This is a genomic window from Synechococcus sp. MU1617 (assembly GCF_020514235.1).
Taxonomy (GTDB): Bacteria; Cyanobacteriota; Cyanobacteriia; order PCC-6307; family Cyanobiaceae; genus Parasynechococcus.
Genome location: NZ_VTLB01000006.1, coordinates 132,809 through 152,188 on the forward strand (window position 1 = coordinate 132,809; position 19,380 = coordinate 152,188).

A 19,380-nucleotide genomic window follows, 5' to 3' on the forward strand; every position below is an offset into this window, starting at 1 on the left:
AGCTGGTTCCATGCATGCGCTCGACACCATGCGTGCTTTGGCCAGCAAGGCCGAAGTGATTCGTCTCCAGCAGGGTGAAGTGCTGTTTCGTACGGGCGAAACCGGCACCTGCATGTACGGTCTGCTGGAGGGATCGGTGCGGCTCACCTGGATTGATTCTGCAGGCCATGAGGGACACGAGGACATCCCAGTAGGCCATGTGTTTGGTGCTGGGGCCTTGGTGATGGAGGACCATCAGCGTCTGAGCACCGCCACGGCCACCAGTGATTGCCGTTTGATTGCCATGAACCGCGACAAGTTCCTGTTTGCAGTTCAGGAGACGCCGATGTTCGCAGTGCAACTCCTCGCATCGATTGATGCCCGTCTGCGGGACATCAAGTTGGCTGAGGGCTGAGACAGAACTTTTTTCGATGGGGTCTAACGATTGTTTGACTTGATTTTGAATCGTGGCTAAATGTGCTGCGATGTTATTTATTGAAAGGCCAAAGTGAGGCTTTGGATGCAAGGGGAAATATCTGGGGCGTCGAGGTTGTATTGGTCTGCACTTGTGGAGAAGTTGTATTGGATGATCCAATCTGTGTCTTTGTGGTGAATTCGAATGATGAAGCGCAGCTCTAGTTGAATCTCTTGTTGTTAAAGCGATGGATTGGCGCAAGAAAAATAGGCTTTGAACAGGAGTTTTCTCAAGCGTTTGGCGTGACAAATAGCTCGCCTATGCCGGCTATGCCGCATAGAGAGCTTGCTGGCATTGTCTGAAACAAGCAAGTGATTTTTTCGATTGATCAGTGAGAATGATTCGGATTTTGGATTCCGATCACTCGCGATGCGGCCTCTCCGCCTGGGAATGCAACTTGGATTGTTCCAGCTCAGTCTGGGAATCCTTGGCGTTCTCATCCTGGGACTGCTGAATCGTCTACTAATTCAAGACATCCAGCTGCCGGCGGTGTTGGCGGCCTTGGCCGTGGGTGCTCAGCAGTTGATGGGGTTCACCCGCGCTTGGTTCGGCCATCGCTCCGATGGCATCCCTCCCAGCCGGCTACGGCGCACACCTTTCATCGTGATCAGCTCCTTGGCGATCGCCCTGTTGTTCGGCGTTGCTTGTCAGCTGGTGCTCCGGTTGGCCGCCAGCATGGAGGCCTCCGGCGGTGAGCTCAATGCGCTGCTGATTGGCCTGTTGATTCTTGTTTTCGTGGGAATCGGCACGGCGATTGCCGCCGGTGGAACAGCCTTTTCGGCCTTGATCGCCGATCGCACCACAGAAGCCGATCGGCCGCGGGTGCTGTCGGTGGTGTGGGGGATGCGTCTACTGGGGGTGTTGCTGGGCAGTGTTCTGGTGAATCAGGTGTTCGGCAGTGCCTGTGCGGCCGATGCCAGCCGCACCGCTGTTCTGGCCGGACTTCAGCACTTGTCGTTGGTGACGCCGTTGGTGCTGCTGGGGCTTGGGGTGGTGTCTGTATTTGGCGTGGAACGCTGCACTACAGGCTTGATGGTGCCTGCGGGGGTGGCTCCCCAGGATGTCCCCCAGCGGTTGGCTTTGCCCCAATTGTTGTGGCAACTGCGCACCATCCCTCAGGCCGGACGCTTCCTCGGGGTGCTCTGCCTGTTCACTTTCAGCATGTTCCTCAACGATGCGGTGCTCGAGCCCTACGGTGCCGCCGTCTTTGGCATGAGTGTCTGTGCCACCACATCGCTGAATGTGTTGATTGCCCTGGGCTTCTTTGCTGGCCTGGGCCTCAGTGGCTTCTGGTTGATTGAGCGTGCCGGCAACATCAGAGCGGCCCGGGTGGGCGCGGTGCTGGCAGCTTTGGCTTTGCTGTTGATGCTTTGGGCCGGCTCTGAGCAGTCCATCCCCCTGTTGCGGACTTCCGTTGGCTTGTTTGGCCTGTCGCTGGGGGTGTGCATGAATGCCTGCCTCTCCTTGATGTTCAGCTTTGTGCAGCCCGGTCGCACTGGCTTCCTCCTGGGCATCTGGGGTGCGGGCTATGCCTATTCCTGCGGCCTGGCCACCATCAGTGGAGGCGGGCTGCTCACCTTGCTCAAAGCGTGGAACGGGGGTGATTTGTTCGCTGCCTATGGCGGTGTCTTTGGCCTGCAGATGGTTTGTTTCCTTGGTGCCGCGTTGATGACGCGCCATTTGGATGTGGAGGGTTTCCGCAACACGGTGAAAACCCGCTTTTCAGATGTCATGGAAATGGCAGTGGATTGAATCTTGGCTGGAGCTCCGGATCCACTAGAACCGGATTCCTTCAATTGCAGTGAATGGCAGCGCTGCAGATCGTCTGGTTCAAGCGTGATCTGCGCATCGTTGATCACCGGCCCTTGGCGGCTGCTGCCGAGTGTGGCCTTGTGCTGCCGTTGTATGTGGTGGAGCCGGAGTTGTGGCAGCAGCCCGATGCCTCCGAGCGGCAGTGGATGTTTTGCCGGGAGTCGCTGCTGGAGTTGCGCCAGGCCCTAGCGGATCTGGGCCAACCCTTGGTGGTGCGTGTTGGGGATGTGGTGCAGGTGCTGGAGCGGGCCCGGCGCCAGTTCGGTATCGATGGGCTGTGGAGCCATGAGGAAACCGGCAACGGCTGGACCTACCAGCGCGACAAACGCGTTGGGGCTTGGGCTCGTCAGCACGGCATCGCCTGGACGGAAATCCCCCAGTTCGGGGTGGCGCGCCGGATGCGCAGCCGCAATGGCTGGGCCAAGCGATGGGAGATTCAGATGACGGAGCCCATCACGCCAGCGCCGGCCGCGTTGCAACGCCTCGAGGGTGTTGATCCTGGAGTGATCCCTGAGGGTCCCTGTTCAGAACTGCTGTCGGATGCGTGTCCGCAGCGTCAGATCGGTGGCCGTTCGACCGGCCTCAAGGAGTTGAGCGACTTTCTGCAGCACCGTGCCCAGCGCTATCAACGGTCGATGTCGAGCCCCAACACCGCCTTCATCGGTTGTTCTCGGCTTTCGACGTATCTCACCTGGGGTTGTCTCTCGATGCGGGAGGTGCTGCAGACCAGCCGCAACCACAGGGGTCGCGGCGTCAGCAGCTTTGAATCAAGGCTGCACTGGCACTGCCATTTCATTCAGAAGCTGGAGGATCAGCCCGCGATTGAATTCAGCGATTTCCATCCGTTCATGCGGGGCATTCGTGCAGCGGATGCCGAGCGTTTGACGGCCTGGAGCGAAGGCCGCACAGGCGTCCCCTTTGTGGATGCCTGCATGCGCGCTTTGCGGGCCCATGGCTGGATCAACTTCCGCATGCGGGCGATGTTGATGTCCTTCGCGAGCTACAACCTCTGGCTTCCCTGGAGGCACAGTGGCCTGCATCTGGCCCGTCAGTTTGTTGATTACGAACCGGGAATCCATTGGAGCCAGTGCCAGATGCAGTCCGGCAGCACCTCGATCAACACGATTCGGATCTACAACCCGATCAAGCAGGGGATGGACCACGACCCCCAGGGGCTGTTCATCCGTCAGTGGTGTCCTGAGCTCAAGGATGTGCCCGCGATTCATATCCATGAGCCGTGGATGCTGGGTGGTGGCATGCCAGCACCGATTGTTGATGTCACCACATCCATGCAAGACGCCAAAGATCGCATCTGGGAGATTCGTCGTTCGGCCGGTTTTGATCGCCATGCCGATGCGATTCAGCGCAAGCATGGCTCCCGTAAAGCTGGCTTAAAGCCCACGACGGCACGCCGTCGGCGCAAACCTCAGCAACCCGACAACGGCAGTCAGCAGCTCAGCCTTGGCCTTTAGTTGCGCTGTAGCAGCAGCCGTTTGATCACCCGTTGGGCGATGTCGCCGTAGCCCATTTCCCCGGAGAGAATCTGAGCAATCCGCCGTGGTGCGGTGGGCCGCTTGATCCCCAGCTGATATCCCACACCGGGGAAGCGATAGAACACCTGGGCAATGCGCCGACCCCAGGCCATCGACTCACCCCAGCGCTCCCGCATGGCGCGGCTGTAGCCCCGCAGATCTCGACTGTCGCCCTTGAGCCATTGGCTGAGATGTCGAGCCGCCTCGCAGCCACTCATCAGGGCGGGGCGTAGCCCTTCCGCCAGAAATGGATCGCACAGCGATGCTGCATCGCCAACTACCACAATGCCGTTGCCATCAAGACGGTGATGGCCGTTCCACACCCGCAGTTGCCCCCGTTGGCGGATCCCAGCATCTGCGGCGAAGCCCAGATCCGGCAGCAGCTGGGCCAGCACCTGCTCCGGGTCGGCGTCCTGCTTACCGATGAAGCTGCCCACACCGATGTTCACCCCGCCAGCGAGGGGAAAGGCCCAGGCGAAGCCCTGCTTCACCAGGCCGAATTCAAAGCGTGTGGTGCCATCGCTGAGATTTCCCTGGCCCTCCAGCCGCACCGACATGGTGGTGGCCATCTGGGGCTGTTTCGCTCCCAGGCCGAGCTGTTGGGGCCAAGGGGACCCCGAACCATCGGCGATCACCACGGTCCGTCCCTGCCAATGGCGCCCATCGGTTGCCGTCACCTGCCATATATCTCCATGACGACGGATGTCATTGACCTCAACGCCTGTAAGCCGTTCAGCCCCAGCCTGACTGGCCTGGTCTGAGAGCAGTTGATCCAGCGTTTCGCGGCGCACGATCCAGAACGGTGCATTGCCGGGCAGCTCGGCGACCACCGGATCCTCCAGGCACCAACTGAAATCAACCTGACGGATCACCTGCTCCACCGCTGGCTCCAGTGAAAACGGGAACCACTGCTGTACAGAGGCTGCCATGCCACCACCGCAGGGTTTGACCCGCGGCTCGTCGTCGCGCTCAAGCGTCAGAACGTCATGGCCCGCTGCCGCGAGATGCACTGCCGCCGCACCACCAGCGGCCCCGGACCCGACGATCAGAACATCGCGGGTCCGATCCACTCCCTTGGTCACACTTTGAGGATGTCGGCTTCCTTGGTGGCAAGGTGCTTCTCGAGTTCGGCAATGAACTTGTCGAGCGTTTTCTGAACGCTGTCTTGCTCATCGCGGCTCTGGTCTTCGGAGAACTCTCCCTCCTTCTCCTGCTTCTTGATCTTGTCGATTGCGTCGCGGCGCAGGTTGCGCAGGGCCACCTTGCCTTCCTCGGCGTACTTGGAGGCCAGCTTGCAGAACTCCTTGCGGCGTTCCTCGGTGAGGGGCGGAACGTTGATGCGAATGATCTTGCCGTCGTTGTTGGGGGTGAAGCCCAGCTCACTCATGGCAATTGCTTTTTCGATCGAGGCCAGGGCGCTGATGTCGAACGGTTGGATCTGGATCGTCTGGGAATCAGGGGTCGACAGGGTGGCCAGCGACTTCAGTGGGGTTTCGGCGCCGTAGTACTCCACGCTGATGCGATCCAGCAGGGAGGAATTGGCCCGGCCGGTGCGGATGGTGTTGAAGTTGCGCTGGGTGGCCTCCACCGACTTGCGCATGCTGGCTTCGAGGTCCTGGGTCGACATGGTTGCTGGGGGTGGAGACGTGCGTACTCGGTTGCGTTATTAGGCGGGGTCGCCGATGCGGGACCCGATCGGTTCCCCGGCCACGGCTCTGCCGATGTTGCCAGGTTCAAACAGGTTGAAAACAACAATCGGGATGTTGTTGTCTTTGCAGAGGGCGATGGCGGTGCTGTCCATCACCCCCAACTCGCCGCTCAGCACATCTTGATAGCTGAGCTGGGCATGCTTCACCGCATCGGCGTGCTTGGCCGGGTCTTTGTCGTAGACCCCATCCACCTTGGTGGCTTTGAACACCACATCGGCGTTGATTTCGGCAGCCCTGAGGGCAGCGGTGGTGTCGGTGGTGAAGAAGGGGTTGCCGCAACCGGCGCCGAACACCACCACCCGGTTTTTTTCCAGGTGCCGGATGGCTTTACGCCGGATGTAGGGCTCCGCCACTTCCTGCATGGCGATGGCGGTCTGCACCCGGGTGGGAACGCCGGCCCTCTCGAGCCCGTCTTGGAGGGTGATGGCGTTCATCACCGTGGCCAACATGCCGACATAGTCGGCTGTGGCCCGTTCCATGCCCGCTGCAGACCCCTTCAGGCCGCGGAAGATGTTGCCGCCGCCCACGACGATCGCCAGTTGGGTGCCACTGGCCACCACTTTGGCCACATCAGAGGCAATTGACTGAACAATCGCGGGATCGATGCCATAGCCCTGAGATCCCATCAGAGCTTCGCCGCTGAGTTTCAGCAGGACGCGTGTGTAGGTCATCTACGGTCCAGATCCTTTCGACAGTAGCAAGCACTGGCAGAAGCCTCTGATCGCCGCTTGGATGGGGAAACCGCGGCTGTTTGATGACAAAGAGCGATGCCACCCAAAGCGGTGTGATGGCCCGTCTCACGCTTTCCGCTTTGGAACGGGCCAGCCAGGATCCGGACTGTTGGCGTGAGCCTGTGGTGCACCGCGCTCTGTTGGTGAGTGGACTGTCGGTGCTCACCGCGGCCACCCGTCATCTTCAGGACGATCTCGAGGCGGCTGAAGCGGCCTAACTAAGGCTGGGTTGTTCAACCCTTAAAACTCGATGCCCGCCTGAGCCTTCACCCCCTGTTCGCGGAAGGGGTGGTGCACCAGGGTCATCTCGGTTACCAGATCGGCCCGCTCCACCAGCTCGGCTGGTGCGCCCCGTCCGGTCACCGCTACGTGGGTGAGCTCCGGTCGCTCGTTCAATCCGTCGATCACCGTACCGGCCTCGATGTAGCCCAGTTTCAAGGCCACATTCAGCTCGTCGAGCAGTACCAATTTCACGCTCGCATCGCGTAGGTAGCCCAGGGCCGTCTGCCAGGCCGCCTCCACCAGTTGTTGATCCCGCTCTCGGTTCTGGGTTTCCCAGGTGAAGCCTTCCCCCAGGGCATGCCAGCTCACCTGCTCGCCGAAGGCCTGTAGTGCTCGTGCTTCGCCGGGCTCCCAGCCCCCCTTGATGAATTGAACAATCGCTACCCGCTCGCCATGGCCAAGGGTGCGAAGCACCAGCCCAAGCCCGGCTGTTGTTTTGCCCTTGCCCTGGCCGGTGAACACCAGCACCAGCCCCTTCTCCTTATCGCGTTCCTCCACCCGTTGCTTCTGCACCTGCTGGCGCCGCTCCATCCGTTTGCGGTAGCCGGCGTCGTCGGTTTCGGGAGCGAGCTTGCCCCCCATGCCCAGCTCTGCGGCGGATTGATCGAGGTCGTTCGTGCTCATGGAAAGAGGGGCGTTGTTGGTTCTATCGAGGTCGAGTGGCGGTGATGCGTTGCAGGGCCTGTCCCGCCAGCAGCTCTTGGCTCACGCTGCTGAACCCAAGTTGCTCCAGCTGGGAGGGGAGATCGTCCTCCAGCATGGCGGTGGCGGTGTCGGTTTCAAACAGGGCGCAAAAAAGTTGTTGGGGAAGCTTCAGCCAAGGTCCGGCTGGATGCAGATCCACAACCACCAACCAGCCGCCCGGTTCCAGCAGCCTCAGGGCGCTGCGCAGCACCCTCTCCCGATCGCTGCGGGGGAATTCGTGCAGTGCCACGCTCAGCTGGATGGCGTTGAAGCTGGCATCGGCCAGCGGCGGATCTTCGGCCAGCCCCTCCACCCGCTCCAGGGTGGGGTGGCGTTGGGCGGCGAGATCCAGGGCGCGGGGGGAGACATCGAGCCCCGTCACGGCATAGCCCGCCGCTAGCCATGGGGCCGCTGCTTCGCCACTGCCGCAGCAGAAATCCAGCACTGCCGCTCCAGGTTTGAGATGGGGTCGCAATGCCTCGAGCCCTAGGCCCCGCAGGCGCTCCACCCCACCCACACTCAGCGACGACACCGCCGTCACCGTGTCATAAATCCAGCGGTAGCGGTAGGCCAGCGGCCTCAGAAACGACGTCATCGTTGATGTGCAAAAGGGCAGTCAGGTTGATGTCAGGCCGGTTGCCGGGCCAGGGCTGCATCCACCGCCTGCTGCTGGTCACGCCGGGTGATCCAGTGGTGATAGGTGCGGGTGTGGATCGTCACCGAGTGGCCCATCATCCTGGCGGCAACGGTGTCCGGCAGGCCGACGTGGATGGTGCGCACCGCCCAGGCGTGGCGCAGGTCGTAGGGGGTGATCGGCAGGTCGTAGCGGCGGAACTGCTCACTCACCCGCCGTCCCACCTGCTGGAGCGTGGTCCGACGCAGATCGGTCTGGATCGCTGGCAGGGCGGCTGGATTCTCCGCCAGCTCCTGCAATCCGAAGCGCTCGACCCAGTCGGGGTGGAACGGCCAACTCTGGTGCTCACCGGTTTTGGTGGTCGGAAGCACCCGCAACACCTGATCCCCGCCTGGGGCCAGAGAGGAGCAATCGCAGAAGAACACCTCGTGGTTGCGCAGGCCGTAGGTGGCCATCAGGGCAAAGGCCAGGCGCCACTGCGGATTGGGAATGCGGCCTGCGGCTTCGAGGATCTGCGGATCGGTGGGCAGCTGGCGGAAGCGGGCCCGATGCAGGCCATAGCCGCCGGCCTCTTGGCGCCAGTCCTCCGGTAAGGGCAGCTCCAGATGCCGGGCTAGGGCGGCCAGGGCCGTGGCGCACTGCTGCCGGCTGCGGCTGCCGTCGTCGTAACTGGTCAGCGTTTGCATCAGCAGCGCTGGCTCCAGCGGCTGATCACTGCACTGACGCGCCAGTCGCCTGAGGTAGGGCAAGTAGGCACTGGTCCAGGTGGTGCGACTGCTCGCTGGTGAACGGCGTCGGCGCGGGTCGGCAAAAAAGGCTGCTTCGAAGCTTTCGATGGCGGTCTGGATGCTGATCGAGCGCCCCTTGGCCGTGGCTGATGAGGTGGGGGCCGACCAGAGCGTCCAATCAAAACTGCGCTGCTCCAATTGCAGCTGCACCAGGGCAGCAGTGCTGAGGGCTTGATTCAGTCCGGCTGGATCGGCCATCAGCCCCAGGCTGATGCGTTGCAAGCCGCTCTGGCTTGGATCCCCGCGCAATGGCAGAGACCCGCGCAGGTTCAGACGTCGTCCCCGCTGTTCGATGCGCAGGCGTGACCCCCGTGCCGCCAGCTGCGCATTGGCGGTCTCCAGCGCACTTTTGAACTCCATAAATGTGTCGTTGGAACCAAGGATCGCGTCCATGGCGGCTACGCTCAACCCCCGAAAAGCGTTCTGATGGGTATGTCTCGCGTCGGTGTCGTCCTGCTGAATCTGGGTGGCCCGGAGCGTATCCAAGACGTTGGACCGTTTCTGTACAACCTGTTCGCCGATCCGGAGATCATTCGGCTACCCAGCCCGGCGCTGCAGAAACCGCTGGCTTGGTTGATCAGCACCTTGCGCAGTGGCAAGTCGCAGGAGGCCTATCGCTCCATCGGTGGCGGATCACCACTGCGGCGAATCACGGAGCAGCAGGCCCGGGAACTTCAGAGCTTGCTGCGTCAGCGCGGCATCGATGCCACCAGCTACGTGGCCATGCGCTACTGGCATCCATTTACCGAATCCGCAGTGGCGGATATCAAGGCCGACGGCATGGATGAGGTGGTGGTGCTTCCGCTCTACCCCCATTTCTCGATCAGCACGAGTGGATCCAGTTTCCGCGAGCTTCAGCGCCTGCGGCAGGCGGATCCCGCGTTTGAGAAGTTGCCGATTCGCTGCATCCGCAGCTGGTTTGACCACCCGGGATATGTGAAGGCCATGGCCGAGCTGATCGCTGCAGAGGTCCGCAACAGCGACGATCCCACGAAGGCCCATGTCTTCTTCAGCGCCCACGGTGTTCCGAAGAGCTACGTCGAAGAGGCAGGCGACCCCTATCAAAAAGAGATCGAATCCTGCACCGATCTGATCATGAAGGAGTTGGCCGTTCAAATGGGCCACGACAACCCCTTCACCCTGGCGTACCAAAGCCGTGTGGGCCCGGTGGAGTGGCTCAAGCCATACACCGAGGAGGCCCTTGAGGAATTGGGCCAAGCGAAGACCAACGATCTGGTGGTGGTGCCGATCAGCTTTGTCAGCGAACACATCGAGACGCTCGAGGAAATCGACATCGAATACCGGGAGTTGGCCACCGAAGCCGGCGTGGTGAATTTCCGCCGGGTGCGCGCTCTCGACACCTACTCCCCCTTCATCGAAGGCTTGGCCGATCTCGTGGCTACCAGCCTTCAGGGTCCTGAAGTGAGTCTTGATGCGGCGGCGGAGCTTCCCAACAAGGTGAAGCTCTATCCCCAGGAAAAGTGGGAATGGGGTTGGAACAACAGTTCTGAGGTCTGGAACGGCCGTCTGGCCATGGTCGGTTTTTCTGCCTTTTTGCTGGAGCTGATCAGTGGTCAAGGGCCGCTGCATGCGCTCGGTCTGCTCTGATCAAGCCAGGGGCGCTTCGGGCCCTTAATCTTGAGGGTCATTGACCCGTCGCCTCTGTGACTCTCACCTCAGCGTCTTCGGCCGTCACTGGGCAGCAGGCCGGTCACGGTGGGCAGAGAATGTCTGGGGCGACAGCCCTGATGGATGCGTTGCGGCGCCATGGCGTCGACACCATTTTCGGCTACCCCGGCGGCGCCATTCTCCCGATTTACGACGCACTTCACATCGCCGAAAGCGAGGGTTGGGTCAAGCACATCCTGGTCCGGCATGAGCAGGCCGGCACCCACGCGGCCGATGCCTACGCCCGCGCCACAGGCAAGGTGGGCGTTTGCTTCGGCACATCGGGGCCCGGTGCCACCAACTTGGTGACCGGCATCGCCACCGCCCAGATGGACTCGGTGCCCATGGTGGTGATCACCGGCCAGGTGCCGCGTCCGGCGATTGGCACCGATGCCTTCCAGGAGACCGACATCTTCGGCATCACCCTGCCGATCGTGAAACATTCCTGGGTGGTGCGCGATCCGGCAGATCTCGCCTCCATCGTTGCCCAGGCTTTTCTGATTGCAGCCAGTGGTCGTCCGGGCCCCGTGCTGATTGACATCCCGAAGGATGTTGGCCAGGAGATGTTCGACTACGTGCCGGTTGAGCCCGGATCGATTGTTCCCAAAGGCTTCCGTAAGCCTCAGCCCCCCCGGGATGAACCGATCCTGTCGGCGCTTGAGCTGATCGCCGAGGCAGAGCATCCCCTGCTCTATGTGGGCGGTGGTGCGATCTCAGCCGGTGCCCACGACAGCCTGCGGGTGATTGCCGAGCGCTACCAGATACCCGTCACTACCACCTTGATGGGGAAGGGTGCATTCGATGAAAACGACCCCCTCTCGGTGGGCATGCTCGGCATGCACGGCACGGCCTACGCCAACTTCGCCGTCACCGAATGCGATCTGCTGATTGCTGTTGGAGCCCGTTTTGACGATCGGGTGACCGGAAAGCTCGATACTTTTGCTCCCCGCGCCCAGGTCATCCACTTCGAGATTGACCCGGCCGAAATCGGCAAGACCCGCCGCCCCGATGTGGCGGTGCTGGGAGACCTGAGCCTGAGTGTGGCGCGGTTGGTCGAGCTGAGCCTGCAGCAGCAGGTGCAGCCCCGCACGGCCTCTTGGTTGGCACGCATCGCTGAGTGGAAAAAGACTTATCCCCTCACCGTTCCTCCCGCCGAAGGCCCCTTATTCCCCCAAGAGGTTCTGCTGGCCGTTCGCGAGTTGGCACCGAATGCCATCGTCACCACGGATGTGGGCCAGCATCAGATGTGGGCTGCCCAGTACCTGCGTAATGGGCCTCGGGGCTGGATCAGCAGTGCCGGTCTCGGCACCATGGGTTTTGGCATGCCGGCTGCGATGGGCGCCCAAGTGGCTTGCCCCGATCGTCAGGTGGTGTGCATCGCGGGTGACGCCAGCATCCTGATGAACATTCAGGAGCTGGGAACCCTGGCGGCCTATGGCCTCCCGGTGAAGGTGGTGATCGTCAACAACCACTGGCAGGGCATGGTGCGCCAGTGGCAGGAGAGTTTCTACGAGGAGCGCTATTCCGCCTCCGACATGCTTAATGGCATGCCGGACTTCGTGGCCCTTGCACGCTCCTTCGGTGTGGAAGGCGTCCACATCCGCGAGCGGGAGTCGTTGCGCAGTGATCTCGAGGCGGCGCTCAAGGCTCCCGGCCCGATGTTGATTGACATCCACGTTCGTCGTGGTGAGAACTGCTATCCGATGGTTCCCCCAGGCAAAAGCAATGCTGAAATGGTTGGCCTCCCGGCTCCCATGCCGGTTCTCAACGCGCCGACCTCTTGATTCGTTTTGTCTTAATCGGCTTTTTGCTGCTGCTTTGGGCCGTGCCTGTACAGGCTGCTGAGGTGCTTCAGGTGCGCAGCAGTTCACTGCTGCAGGTTGGCGATCACAACCGCACCTACACCGTTGCCCTCTCCTGTGCTGCCGTTGATGCGAGCCAGGAAGCCGAGGCCACCGCATGGCTGCGTCAGGAGCTGCCGCGCCGCCGCAAGGTCAATTTGCGGCCGGTCGGCTCCAGTGAGGGTCAGCTGATGGCTCGGGTGACCCCGATAGGTGCTGAGCGTGACCTCAGCGCTGGCTTGATTGCCGCTGGTTTGGCCAGCAACAGCTGTGGGGTTGATGGCTGATAACCGCATTGCCAGGGGGATTGTGTTGGTGCCCTGCCTGCTGCTTGGGGCTGCCTTTCTGGCCACAGCCGCCTGGGGGCAGGGCGCCGCAGCTGAAAATCGCACCCTGGCCATTGGCATTGGTGCTGGCTTGCTTTTGGCTGGTGGTTTGTCCCAGTTGGGCGGCGGCTCTGAGACCTCTGTGACAAAACCAGACGAGTCAGACCCCTCTCCCTAATTTGCGTGGATCGGGTTGCTTCCCTCCGATTCCATGTCGAAGCCTGAGTGGCGACGTTGGCCTTGGCTGTCGTGGTTTGTTGTGGCAGCCACGCTGATCGGCTGCCAGTCAATCGTTGCCAGTGGGGTTAGTCGCCCAAGGTTTGCGGTGCTGCTGCCGATGGGGCACCGCGATGCTGAATTGCGGCACAACTTTCTCCAGGGCTTTCGTCTGGGCCAGGCTTCGGTGGAGGCCTGTGGTGAGCCCTTCCCGCAGGTTGCTTGGCATGGAACCAACTCCGGCGATGCGCCCGATCCGCAGTTGATGCCATCCAGTGATCTCAAGCTTCTGGTGGCTCCCCCGTCTGCGGATCTGCGGGCCTTTGCCGCCTTGGCTGACGAGCGGGACCTCACCGTGTTGCTCCCCTATCAGCGTGGCCAGTCGCTGGACACCCTGCGCGGGCTGGAAGGCCGTGAACGGCTCTGGCCGCTTGTTCCCTCCCGTCAGGAGGATCTGAAGGCGATGGTGGCGGCGGCGATGGAGGCCGGCTGGGGACGAGCAATGGTGGTGGAGGACCCTTCTGCCCTCGAATCCACCAGCTCAAATACTTTTGTGGAGCTGTTCAAGGCCGCTGGCGGCATTGTTGAGAGCTACGAAGCGCAGCCTGTCCAGCGGGTGGATCCCAGCAACAACGGGCGTCTGCAACGGTTCAAGGACGACATGGCCTGGTCTTGGGTGCCCACCGTTGTGGTCGCCGATGCTCCAGACGGCCTTCTCTCCCAAGAGCTGCGGGCTGAGCAACAGCAAGGGCGCTTCGGCGGTGGTGCGCCGCTGACGCCGAACTGGATTTGGCTCACCGAGGCGGAAGGTCTGCAGGATGCGCCCGCGGTGCCTTGGCAGCAGCTTGGGCTTCAGCACCCAGCCCGTGGCACGGCCTGGGCTGAATTTCAACAGGATTTCAAGCAGCAGACCGGCAAGGCTCCATCGTTGCTCGCGGGTGCGGGGTTTGATACGGCGCGGCTGTTGGCCCTTGCCGATGCAGCCCCCTTGCCGCTGTCTGCTGACGGGGGCGTCGATGCGATGGGGTGGTTGGACCCCGATCAGCAGGAGGCCGTCCCGATTTGCCAGGCCTTTGATCAGCGTCGACGCGGGGAGCGTCTCCGTCTGAAAGCCGTTGCCAGTGATTCCCGCTTTCGTGCTGGTCAGGCACCATCAGGCCAGGCCATGGCCAGTCTGATCGAATGAGGTCTGGGGACACAACCTCGAGATGCTGCGCCTTAGTGAACTGAAGCTGCCCCTCGACCATGGGGAGGAAGCGCTGCAGGAAGCGGTGCTCAAACGTTTGCGGATTCCCGCCGATCGTCTTTTGGGTCAGACCCTGGTGAAGCGCAGTGTTGATGCGCGGCGCCGCGACCGGATCCAGCTGATTTACAGCGTGGATGTGCAGGTGAAGGGTGAAGCCGCCCTGTTGCGGCGCATCGGCAACAAAGCTCGGGTGCGTCCGGCCCCAGACACCCGCTACCGGCCCGTGGGCCAGGCGCCGGATGGCTTCCCTTTGGACGCGGGCGATCGGCCTGTGGTGGTGGGGGCAGGCCCCTGCGGTTATTTCGCTGCGCTGCTGTTGGCGCAGATGGGCTTTCGCCCGCTGTTGCTGGAACGGGGTCAGGCCGTCAAGCAACGCACAGCTGACACCTTCGGCTTCTGGCGGGGCAACAGCCCTTTCAACCCGGAATCGAATGCCCAATTCGGTGAGGGTGGAGCGGGAACGTTTTCTGACGGCAAGCTCTACAGCCAGGTCAGCGATCCCGAGCACTACGGCCACAAGGTGCTGGAGGAACTGGTGGCCTGTGGTGCCAGCGAGGAGATCCTCACGCTGCATCGCCCCCACATCGGCACGTTCAAGCTCGCCACGGTTGTCCGCGGCTTGCGGGCTCGGATTGAAGCCTTGGGAGGTGAGGTGCGTTTCAACAGTCGCGTGACACGCCTTCAGCTCAGCGACAGCAGCGGTGAGAAGCCACATCAACTCGATGGAGTGGTTCTGGCCGATGGAACGGAGATTCCCTGTCGCCATCTGGTGCTGGCTCCCGGTCATTCCGCACGAGACTGCTTTGAAATGCTGCAGGAGATCGGTGTGCAGCTGCAGCGCAAACCGTTTTCCGTGGGCGTGCGAATTGAGCATCCGCAGCATCTGATTGATGCAGCCCGCTGGGGGGAGGCGGCTGGCCATCCGCGTCTCGGGGCAGCCGAGTACAAGCTGGTGCACCATGCCGAGAACGGCCGCTGCGTCTACAGCTTCTGCATGTGTCCTGGTGGATTTGTGGTGGGGGCAACGTCGGAAGAAGGCCGGGTGGTGACCAATGGCATGAGCCAGCATTCCCGCAATGAGCGCAACGCCAACAGCGGGTTGGTTGTGGCCCTGGACGCCGATGACCTGGCTCCGTTTGAACGCTTTCCCGGGGATCCGTTGGCGGGCATTGGCCTGCAACGGCATCTGGAGGAGCGCGCCTTTCGCTTGGGGGGCAGCAGCTATGCCGCACCGGCGCAGCGACTGGAGGATTTCCTGGCCTCTCGGCCGTCAACCCGGCTCGGAGCCATTGCAGCGTCCTATCAACCGGGTGTGCATCCCGCCGACCTGGCTGAGCTGCTTCCAGCCCCCATCATTGAGGCCTTGCGGGAGGCGTTGCCGGCCTTTGCCCGCAAGTTGAAGGGCTACGACCACGCCGATGCGGTGCTCACTGGCGTGGAAACCCGCACGTCATCGCCTGTGCGGATTCCCAGGGATGAGGCTTTGGAATCGCTCAATGTGAAAGGACTGGTGCCGGCCGGTGAAGGGGCGGGCTATGCCGGGGGCATCCTGTCGGCCGGAATCGATGGCATTCGGGCTGCTGAAGCCTTGGCCATCCAGATCCTGGGGACCAAACCCAGGCCCCATTGATCTTCAGCTGTAGTTGGGGGCTTGCGCCACGATGCCGCTCCACTGCACGGCTTTCACCTGATCCCGTCGCCAGGAGTGGAACAGCTCGGGTTCACTGACGGTGCAGAGCGGGCAGTGGGCGATCCGTTCGCCAGGAATTCCCGCACCCTGGAGCTGCAATCTGGCTGCGGTTCGGATATCCAGGCGATGCCGCCCCGGCTGCTTATCGGGCACCAGGGCCCCGGCCTTGGATAAGGCAGCCTCGCCGGGGATCGCGTCGCTGACGGCCTCCACCACCTCGTCGCCCACTTGGTAACAAGGGCCGCTGACGGCCGGACCCAGGGCAACAACCAGATCCTCCCGCCGGGCACCCCGCTCCAGCAACCGATCCAGGGCCGTGATCAGGATTCCAGCTGCCACCCCACGCCAACCGGCATGACAGGCCGCGGCATGCCCGGTGCCGGGATCTGCGATCAGAACAGGCGTGCAGTCGGCGCCGCACACCCAGAGGCTTTGCCCCCCACGATCACTCACCAGTCCATCGGCCTCAGGCCAGGGATCCTGACGGGCGTCGCTGCCGTTCAGAACGATTCCACTGTGGATCTGCTGGGGCCGGTGGACGCTGATGCCAGCGCTGATGTATCCCGCTAGTTGATCGGGCCCGCGGCCGTGCCAAAGCCGGGTGAAGAAGCCGTGCTCGAAACCCTGTTCATGGAGAAGATCGCTCTGGAGGTAATAGCCCCCGTAACAACCGATCCAGGTCCAGCCCTTCAACTTGTTGAAGCGGCTGTCTGGTCGATCAAACGGCCCGTCTTTCATCAGCCCTGCAATCAGGCCATCGGGATGTCTCGCAGCATCCAGAAGCCGCCGAAGGTCTGTTCTTCGGGGCTGGCTTGGATGGCGATGAATTGGAGGCCGCGCACCTGCTGTTGCGAGGTCGCCAGGGCTTCGGCAATTTCAGCGGCGACGCCCGGTTCTAGGTCGCTCACCAGCCAGCGGTCGTCCTGACCAGCCTCCAGCACCAGCTGGCGGTCTTCAACGATCATGCGCACGGGCTCTAGCCCCCCCAACCAGCCAGCCATGGCGAGCGAGCGGCTCTGGCTGAATAGGCGCAGACCCGGCACAGAGGCCTCGGGGTCGATGCCATCGGGCACCGGCAGCAGCCCGCTGAAACTCATCGGCCATTCCGATGCCTCCAGCAGCAGGCTTGCCGGCAGGGCGGCCCAGCTCCAGGCGTCTCCTTGAACTTCTTCCGGCAGGGGCACCGGAGGGGTTGGGACGGGCGCCGGCGGCGGTGCCAATGGGCCCGCCATGAATCCCTCTTCCTCGGGGTAGACCTCCCTCTCGCGCTGTTGAAGCCAATCGAGCAGCGCGAAGGTGCGGCGACTGGGAATCACCTCGAGGTCTTGTTCGGCTGCGGCGCGCTGCACCATGGTGCGCATCGAACTGCGCCAGCAGCGCAAACGGACGGGAGAACCCCAGCCTCCGCTGGCGGATGCCTCCTTGGCTTCTGCCAGGGCTTGGCTCAACCAAAGCGAATTCACCTCTCCAGAGGGACACACCTTGGCGAAGCGAAATGGCCCTGCATCGCCGCTTGCGGCGGGGGTGGAGGTGATCAGCAGTTCCCAACGCTTGCGGCCATCGGCCTCAAGAATTGGTCGGGAGTAGAAGTCGAGTTCCCAGTCTTCAGCGGCTGTCAGGGCAGCAGTGCTCATCCGGCGGATTGCTCCTGCTGCTTCAGCATGTTCTGGGCGCGGCTGGCGCGATCGGCAGCTTCAGCCATCACTTTGTCTTTTTCGATCAGCAGCTCTCCGGGGGGGCCTTCGAGAAGGGCTGTGTTGAGGCCAATGCGTCCACGGCCAGGGTCCAGTTCTGTGATCAGGGCCGACACGCGGTCGCCCTGATCGAACACCTCACGGATTGAGCGCAGGCTGCCATTTGTAATGGCTGATTGGTGCAGCAGTCCGCTGATGCCACCGAGGTCGATGAACAGGCCGTAGGGCTTCACAGCAGCAACTTGGCCCTCCACCAGTTGGCCCACTTCCAAATCCTGGAAGCGTTCGGCGACGGCGGCTCGTTTTTCGGACAGCACCAGCTTGCGCGTCTCCGAATTGACCTCGATGAAGGCCACGCCCAGGGTCTTGCCCACCAACTCCTGGTGATTTTCACCGTTTTGGAGTTGAGAGCGGGGAATGAAGCCCCGCAGCCCTTCGAGATCGCAGGTGACACCGCCGCGGTTGAAGCCATTGACGATGACTTGAACCACTTTCCCCTGTTTCTCCATCTCCTTGACCCGGTCCCAGCTTTTGCGCAGCTCCAGGGCGCGACAGCTGATTGTGACCATCCCATCAGCGTTCTGCTCACGGGTCACCAGAACTTCAACCTCCAGGCCCTTGGGGAAGCGTTCTCGGAAGTTGGTCACAACACCAAGGCCTGATTCGCTCTTGGGCATGTAACCGGGGGCTTTGCCGCCGATATCCACATACACCCCATCGTTTTCGATGCCGATCACCGTGCCCTTGATCACCTCACCGGTGGTGCCAACCGGAGCGTTCTCGTCCAGGGCGGCGAGGAAGGCTTCTTCATCGAAATCGAAGTCATCCACGCTGCGCGGTTGGTTGCGCTGCTCCTTCTTGGGTTTCTGATCCGGCGCACCCATCAGGTCTGCCATGGTCATGCCTTCCATGCCGCCCATGTCGAACAGCGCGTCGTCATCCGATCCTGGAGACGAGGAGGGTGCCTGCTGGACCGATCGCGGAGGGGTGGCAAGACCCGCCCGTTCCTCAAGGATGCGTGCCTTTTCCGCCGCAGCCTCTGCTGCTGCCCGTGCTTCAGCCGCTTCCAGAGCCAGCTTTTCCTGCTCCTCGCGGCGGTTGATCTGCATCACCTGCAGCGGTTTCGTCGCTGCCGGCTTGGGTGCCTTGGGGCGGTTGGGCTGCGGACTGCCGGCTGCGGGCATGGACCATTGGGCTTGTCGATCGCCCATTTTGACAGGCTGGGCTGGGATCAGCAGCTCCTTGCCTGTTCAACTCCATGGATCAGCTTCGCAAGCGATTTGATCAGCTGACCTGGCCCGAGGCCAGCAAAGCCGCCTCTCGGCCTGGTGCAACGGTGATTTGGCCGTTTGGAGCCTTTGAGCAACACGGTCCTCAGCTGCCCCTGTCGACGGACGCTGTTTTTGCCGACGGCATCCTCGATTTGGTCCTGTCTGGGCTTGATCCAGCTCTGCCGATTTGGCGACTGCCGTGTCAGGCCATCGGCTTTTCGCCTGAGCACCAGAACTTCCCCGGAACCCTCAGCCTTTCGGCTTCTCTGCTTCTGGAGCTCGTCGAACAGGTGGGCTCGCAGTTGGCGGCGATGGGGGTGCAGCGCCTTGTTCTGTTCAACGCCCATGGCGGCCAGATCGGTTTGCTTCAGGTAGCGGCCCGTCAGCTGCGCGCTCGCTGCCCGTCGCTGGCCGTTCTGCCTTGCTTCCTCTGGAGTGGGGTTGAAGGGTTGGCTGACCTGCTGTCCGATCAGGAGTTGCTCCACGGTCTCCATGCCGGCCAAGCCGAAACCAGCTTGATGCTGAAGATGGCCCCAGAACTGGTTGGATCGGCCCGCCCCGTGGATGGACGTCCAATACCGGGTTCAGATCAGGAACCGCCGGAGGGGTGGAGCCTTGAAGGGGCGGCGCCGTGCGCTTGGCTCACCGACGACCTCAGTGCAACGGGCGTAATCGGAGATGCGAGCCAGGCCTCTGTGGATCTGGGCAATCGCTTGGAAGGACGGCTGGTGAACCACTGGCAGGCACGTTTTCAGGCCCTTTTGGCCAGTCACTGGCCCCCCACCCAAAGCCTGCTCCCCAA

At 62.3% G+C, this 19,380-nt stretch carries 20 protein-coding genes; 11 read left to right on the forward strand and 9 right to left on the reverse strand.

The annotated features are described in order from the left end of the window. The first annotated feature begins 10 nt into the window (after window positions 1-10). From FZZ90_RS12000 to FZZ90_RS12010, 3 genes are all read left to right on the forward strand, one after another. Window positions 11-394, forward strand: coding sequence for a cyclic nucleotide-binding domain-containing protein (locus FZZ90_RS12000; protein WP_226426002.1), 384 nt, complete (start codon window positions 11-13; stop codon window positions 392-394). A gap of 429 nt (window positions 395-823) precedes the next feature. Then, complete coding sequence (locus FZZ90_RS12005) at window positions 824-2,206, forward strand: PucC family protein (protein WP_226426003.1); 1,383 nt, start codon at window positions 824-826, stop codon at window positions 2,204-2,206. Between the two features lie 53 nt (window positions 2,207-2,259). Further along, the gene (locus FZZ90_RS12010) at window positions 2,260-3,738 is read left to right on the forward strand and encodes a cryptochrome/deoxyribodipyrimidine photo-lyase family protein (protein ID WP_226426004.1); all 1,479 of its coding nucleotides are present in this window, start codon (window positions 2,260-2,262) and stop codon (window positions 3,736-3,738) included. On the opposite strand, the gene FZZ90_RS12015 is transcribed toward FZZ90_RS12010, so the two are convergent. From FZZ90_RS12015 to pyrH, 3 genes are read right to left on the reverse strand one after another with little or no spacing between them, the layout of a single operon-like run. Further along, complete coding sequence (locus tag FZZ90_RS12015; RefSeq protein WP_226426005.1) at window positions 3,735-4,880, reverse strand: geranylgeranyl reductase family protein; 1,146 nt, start codon at window positions 4,878-4,880, stop codon at window positions 3,735-3,737. The genes FZZ90_RS12010 and FZZ90_RS12015 overlap by 4 nt on opposite strands. Then, on the reverse strand, window positions 4,877-5,425 hold the full coding sequence (gene frr / locus FZZ90_RS12020) for a ribosome recycling factor (RefSeq protein WP_226426006.1): 549 nt from the start codon (window positions 5,423-5,425) through the stop codon (window positions 4,877-4,879). The genes FZZ90_RS12015 and frr overlap by 4 nt, the downstream gene beginning before the upstream one ends. Window positions 5,426-5,464: 39 nt before the next feature. Beyond that, a complete protein-coding gene (gene pyrH, locus FZZ90_RS12025) occupies window positions 5,465-6,178 on the reverse strand; it encodes a UMP kinase (RefSeq protein ID WP_226426007.1) in 714 nt (237 codons plus the stop codon). Between the two features lie 83 nt (window positions 6,179-6,261). Here pyrH and FZZ90_RS12030 point away from each other — a divergent pair, with 83 nt between their 5' ends. Further along, window positions 6,262-6,456, forward strand: coding sequence for a hypothetical protein (locus FZZ90_RS12030; protein WP_226426008.1), 195 nt, complete (start codon window positions 6,262-6,264; stop codon window positions 6,454-6,456). Window positions 6,457-6,478: 22 nt separating this feature from the next. On the opposite strand, the gene cobO is transcribed toward FZZ90_RS12030, so the two are convergent. The 3 genes from cobO to FZZ90_RS12045 are packed head-to-tail and all read right to left on the reverse strand — an operon-like array spanning window position 6,479 to window position 8,986. Further along, window positions 6,479-7,144 (reverse strand): cob(I)yrinic acid a,c-diamide adenosyltransferase, encoded by a 666-nt coding sequence (gene cobO, locus FZZ90_RS12035; protein ID WP_226426009.1) that lies wholly within the window; start codon window positions 7,142-7,144, stop codon window positions 6,479-6,481. A 22-nt stretch (window positions 7,145-7,166) separates the two neighbouring features. Continuing rightward, window positions 7,167-7,799 (reverse strand): class I SAM-dependent methyltransferase, encoded by a 633-nt coding sequence (locus FZZ90_RS12040; RefSeq protein ID WP_226426010.1) that lies wholly within the window; start codon window positions 7,797-7,799, stop codon window positions 7,167-7,169. A gap of 32 nt (window positions 7,800-7,831) precedes the next feature. Next, window positions 7,832-8,986 carry a site-specific integrase gene (locus FZZ90_RS12045; protein ID WP_226426036.1) on the reverse strand — a complete coding sequence of 385 codons (1,155 nt, stop codon included), beginning with the start codon at window positions 8,984-8,986 and terminating at the stop codon, window positions 7,832-7,834. A 72-nt stretch (window positions 8,987-9,058) separates the two neighbouring features. Here FZZ90_RS12045 and hemH point away from each other — a divergent pair, with 72 nt between their 5' ends. From hemH to FZZ90_RS12075, 6 genes are read left to right on the forward strand one after another with little or no spacing between them, the layout of a single operon-like run. Further along, a complete protein-coding gene (gene hemH, locus FZZ90_RS12050; RefSeq protein WP_226426011.1) occupies window positions 9,059-10,234 on the forward strand; it encodes a ferrochelatase in 1,176 nt (391 codons plus the stop codon). Between the two features lie 56 nt (window positions 10,235-10,290). Beyond that, window positions 10,291-12,078, forward strand: coding sequence for a biosynthetic-type acetolactate synthase large subunit (ilvB, locus tag FZZ90_RS12055; protein ID WP_226426012.1), 1,788 nt, complete (start codon window positions 10,291-10,293; stop codon window positions 12,076-12,078). After that, complete coding sequence (locus FZZ90_RS12060) at window positions 12,075-12,422, forward strand: nuclease (protein ID WP_226426013.1); 348 nt, start codon at window positions 12,075-12,077, stop codon at window positions 12,420-12,422. Before ilvB ends, FZZ90_RS12060 begins: the two co-directional genes overlap by 4 nt. Then, window positions 12,415-12,639 (forward strand): GIVxVP protein, encoded by a 225-nt coding sequence (locus FZZ90_RS12065; RefSeq protein ID WP_226426014.1) that lies wholly within the window; start codon window positions 12,415-12,417, stop codon window positions 12,637-12,639. The genes FZZ90_RS12060 and FZZ90_RS12065 overlap by 8 nt, the downstream gene beginning before the upstream one ends. Window positions 12,640-12,672: 33 nt before the next feature. Further along, window positions 12,673-13,863, forward strand: coding sequence for an amino acid ABC transporter substrate-binding protein (locus FZZ90_RS12070; RefSeq protein WP_226426015.1), 1,191 nt, complete (start codon window positions 12,673-12,675; stop codon window positions 13,861-13,863). Window positions 13,864-13,885: 22 nt separating this feature from the next. Continuing rightward, a complete protein-coding gene (locus FZZ90_RS12075; protein ID WP_226426016.1) occupies window positions 13,886-15,553 on the forward strand; it encodes an NAD(P)/FAD-dependent oxidoreductase in 1,668 nt (555 codons plus the stop codon). A 3-nt stretch (window positions 15,554-15,556) separates the two neighbouring features. Here the strand turns inward: FZZ90_RS12075 and pgeF are convergent, their stop codons facing one another. The 3 genes from pgeF to FZZ90_RS12090 are packed head-to-tail and all read right to left on the reverse strand — an operon-like array spanning window position 15,557 to window position 18,491. Next, the gene (gene pgeF / locus FZZ90_RS12080) at window positions 15,557-16,351 is read right to left on the reverse strand and encodes a peptidoglycan editing factor PgeF (RefSeq protein WP_226426017.1); all 795 of its coding nucleotides are present in this window, start codon (window positions 16,349-16,351) and stop codon (window positions 15,557-15,559) included. An 11-nt stretch (window positions 16,352-16,362) separates the two neighbouring features. Continuing rightward, complete coding sequence (locus FZZ90_RS12085; RefSeq protein ID WP_226426018.1) at window positions 16,363-17,247, reverse strand: Tab2/Atab2 family RNA-binding protein; 885 nt, start codon at window positions 17,245-17,247, stop codon at window positions 16,363-16,365. Next, complete coding sequence (locus FZZ90_RS12090; protein ID WP_226426019.1) at window positions 17,244-18,491, reverse strand: S1 RNA-binding domain-containing protein; 1,248 nt, start codon at window positions 18,489-18,491, stop codon at window positions 17,244-17,246. The genes FZZ90_RS12085 and FZZ90_RS12090 overlap by 4 nt, the downstream gene beginning before the upstream one ends. A gap of 74 nt (window positions 18,492-18,565) precedes the next feature. Here FZZ90_RS12090 and FZZ90_RS12095 point away from each other — a divergent pair. After that, window positions 18,566-19,380, forward strand: an 815-nt coding sequence (locus FZZ90_RS12095; RefSeq protein ID WP_226426020.1) for a creatininase family protein, incomplete at its 3' end; no start/stop codon positions are given.

What these genes read in the sequence shown, in the direction of transcription:
- FZZ90_RS12000 (WP_226426002.1), top strand. Translation starts at nt 11, where the DNA reads ATGCATGCGCTCGACACCATGCGTGCTTTGGCCAGCAAGGCCGAAGTG.
- FZZ90_RS12005 (WP_226426003.1), top strand. Translation starts at nt 824, where the DNA reads ATGCGGCCTCTCCGCCTGGGAATGCAACTTGGATTGTTCCAGCTCAGT.
- FZZ90_RS12010 (WP_226426004.1), top strand. Translation starts at nt 2,260, where the DNA reads ATGGCAGCGCTGCAGATCGTCTGGTTCAAGCGTGATCTGCGCATCGTT.
- frr (WP_226426006.1), bottom strand. Translation starts at nt 5,425, where the DNA reads ATGTCGACCCAGGACCTCGAAGCCAGCATGCGCAAGTCGGTGGAGGCC.
- pyrH (WP_226426007.1), bottom strand. Translation starts at nt 6,178, where the DNA reads ATGACCTACACACGCGTCCTGCTGAAACTCAGCGGCGAAGCTCTGATG.
- FZZ90_RS12030 (WP_226426008.1), top strand. Translation starts at nt 6,262, where the DNA reads ATGACAAAGAGCGATGCCACCCAAAGCGGTGTGATGGCCCGTCTCACG.
- cobO (WP_226426009.1), bottom strand. Translation starts at nt 7,144, where the DNA reads ATGAGCACGAACGACCTCGATCAATCCGCCGCAGAGCTGGGCATGGGG.
- FZZ90_RS12040 (WP_226426010.1), bottom strand. Translation starts at nt 7,799, where the DNA reads ATGACGTCGTTTCTGAGGCCGCTGGCCTACCGCTACCGCTGGATTTAT.
- FZZ90_RS12045 (WP_226426036.1), bottom strand. Translation starts at nt 8,986, where the DNA reads ATGGAGTTCAAAAGTGCGCTGGAGACCGCCAATGCGCAGCTGGCGGCA.
- hemH (WP_226426011.1), top strand. Translation starts at nt 9,059, where the DNA reads ATGTCTCGCGTCGGTGTCGTCCTGCTGAATCTGGGTGGCCCGGAGCGT.
- FZZ90_RS12065 (WP_226426014.1), top strand. Translation starts at nt 12,415, where the DNA reads ATGGCTGATAACCGCATTGCCAGGGGGATTGTGTTGGTGCCCTGCCTG.
- FZZ90_RS12070 (WP_226426015.1), top strand. Translation starts at nt 12,673, where the DNA reads ATGTCGAAGCCTGAGTGGCGACGTTGGCCTTGGCTGTCGTGGTTTGTT.
- FZZ90_RS12075 (WP_226426016.1), top strand. Translation starts at nt 13,886, where the DNA reads ATGCTGCGCCTTAGTGAACTGAAGCTGCCCCTCGACCATGGGGAGGAA.
- pgeF (WP_226426017.1), bottom strand. Translation starts at nt 16,351, where the DNA reads ATGAAAGACGGGCCGTTTGATCGACCAGACAGCCGCTTCAACAAGTTG.
- FZZ90_RS12085 (WP_226426018.1), bottom strand. Translation starts at nt 17,247, where the DNA reads ATGAGCACTGCTGCCCTGACAGCCGCTGAAGACTGGGAACTCGACTTC.
- FZZ90_RS12090 (WP_226426019.1), bottom strand. Translation starts at nt 18,491, where the DNA reads ATGCCCGCAGCCGGCAGTCCGCAGCCCAACCGCCCCAAGGCACCCAAG.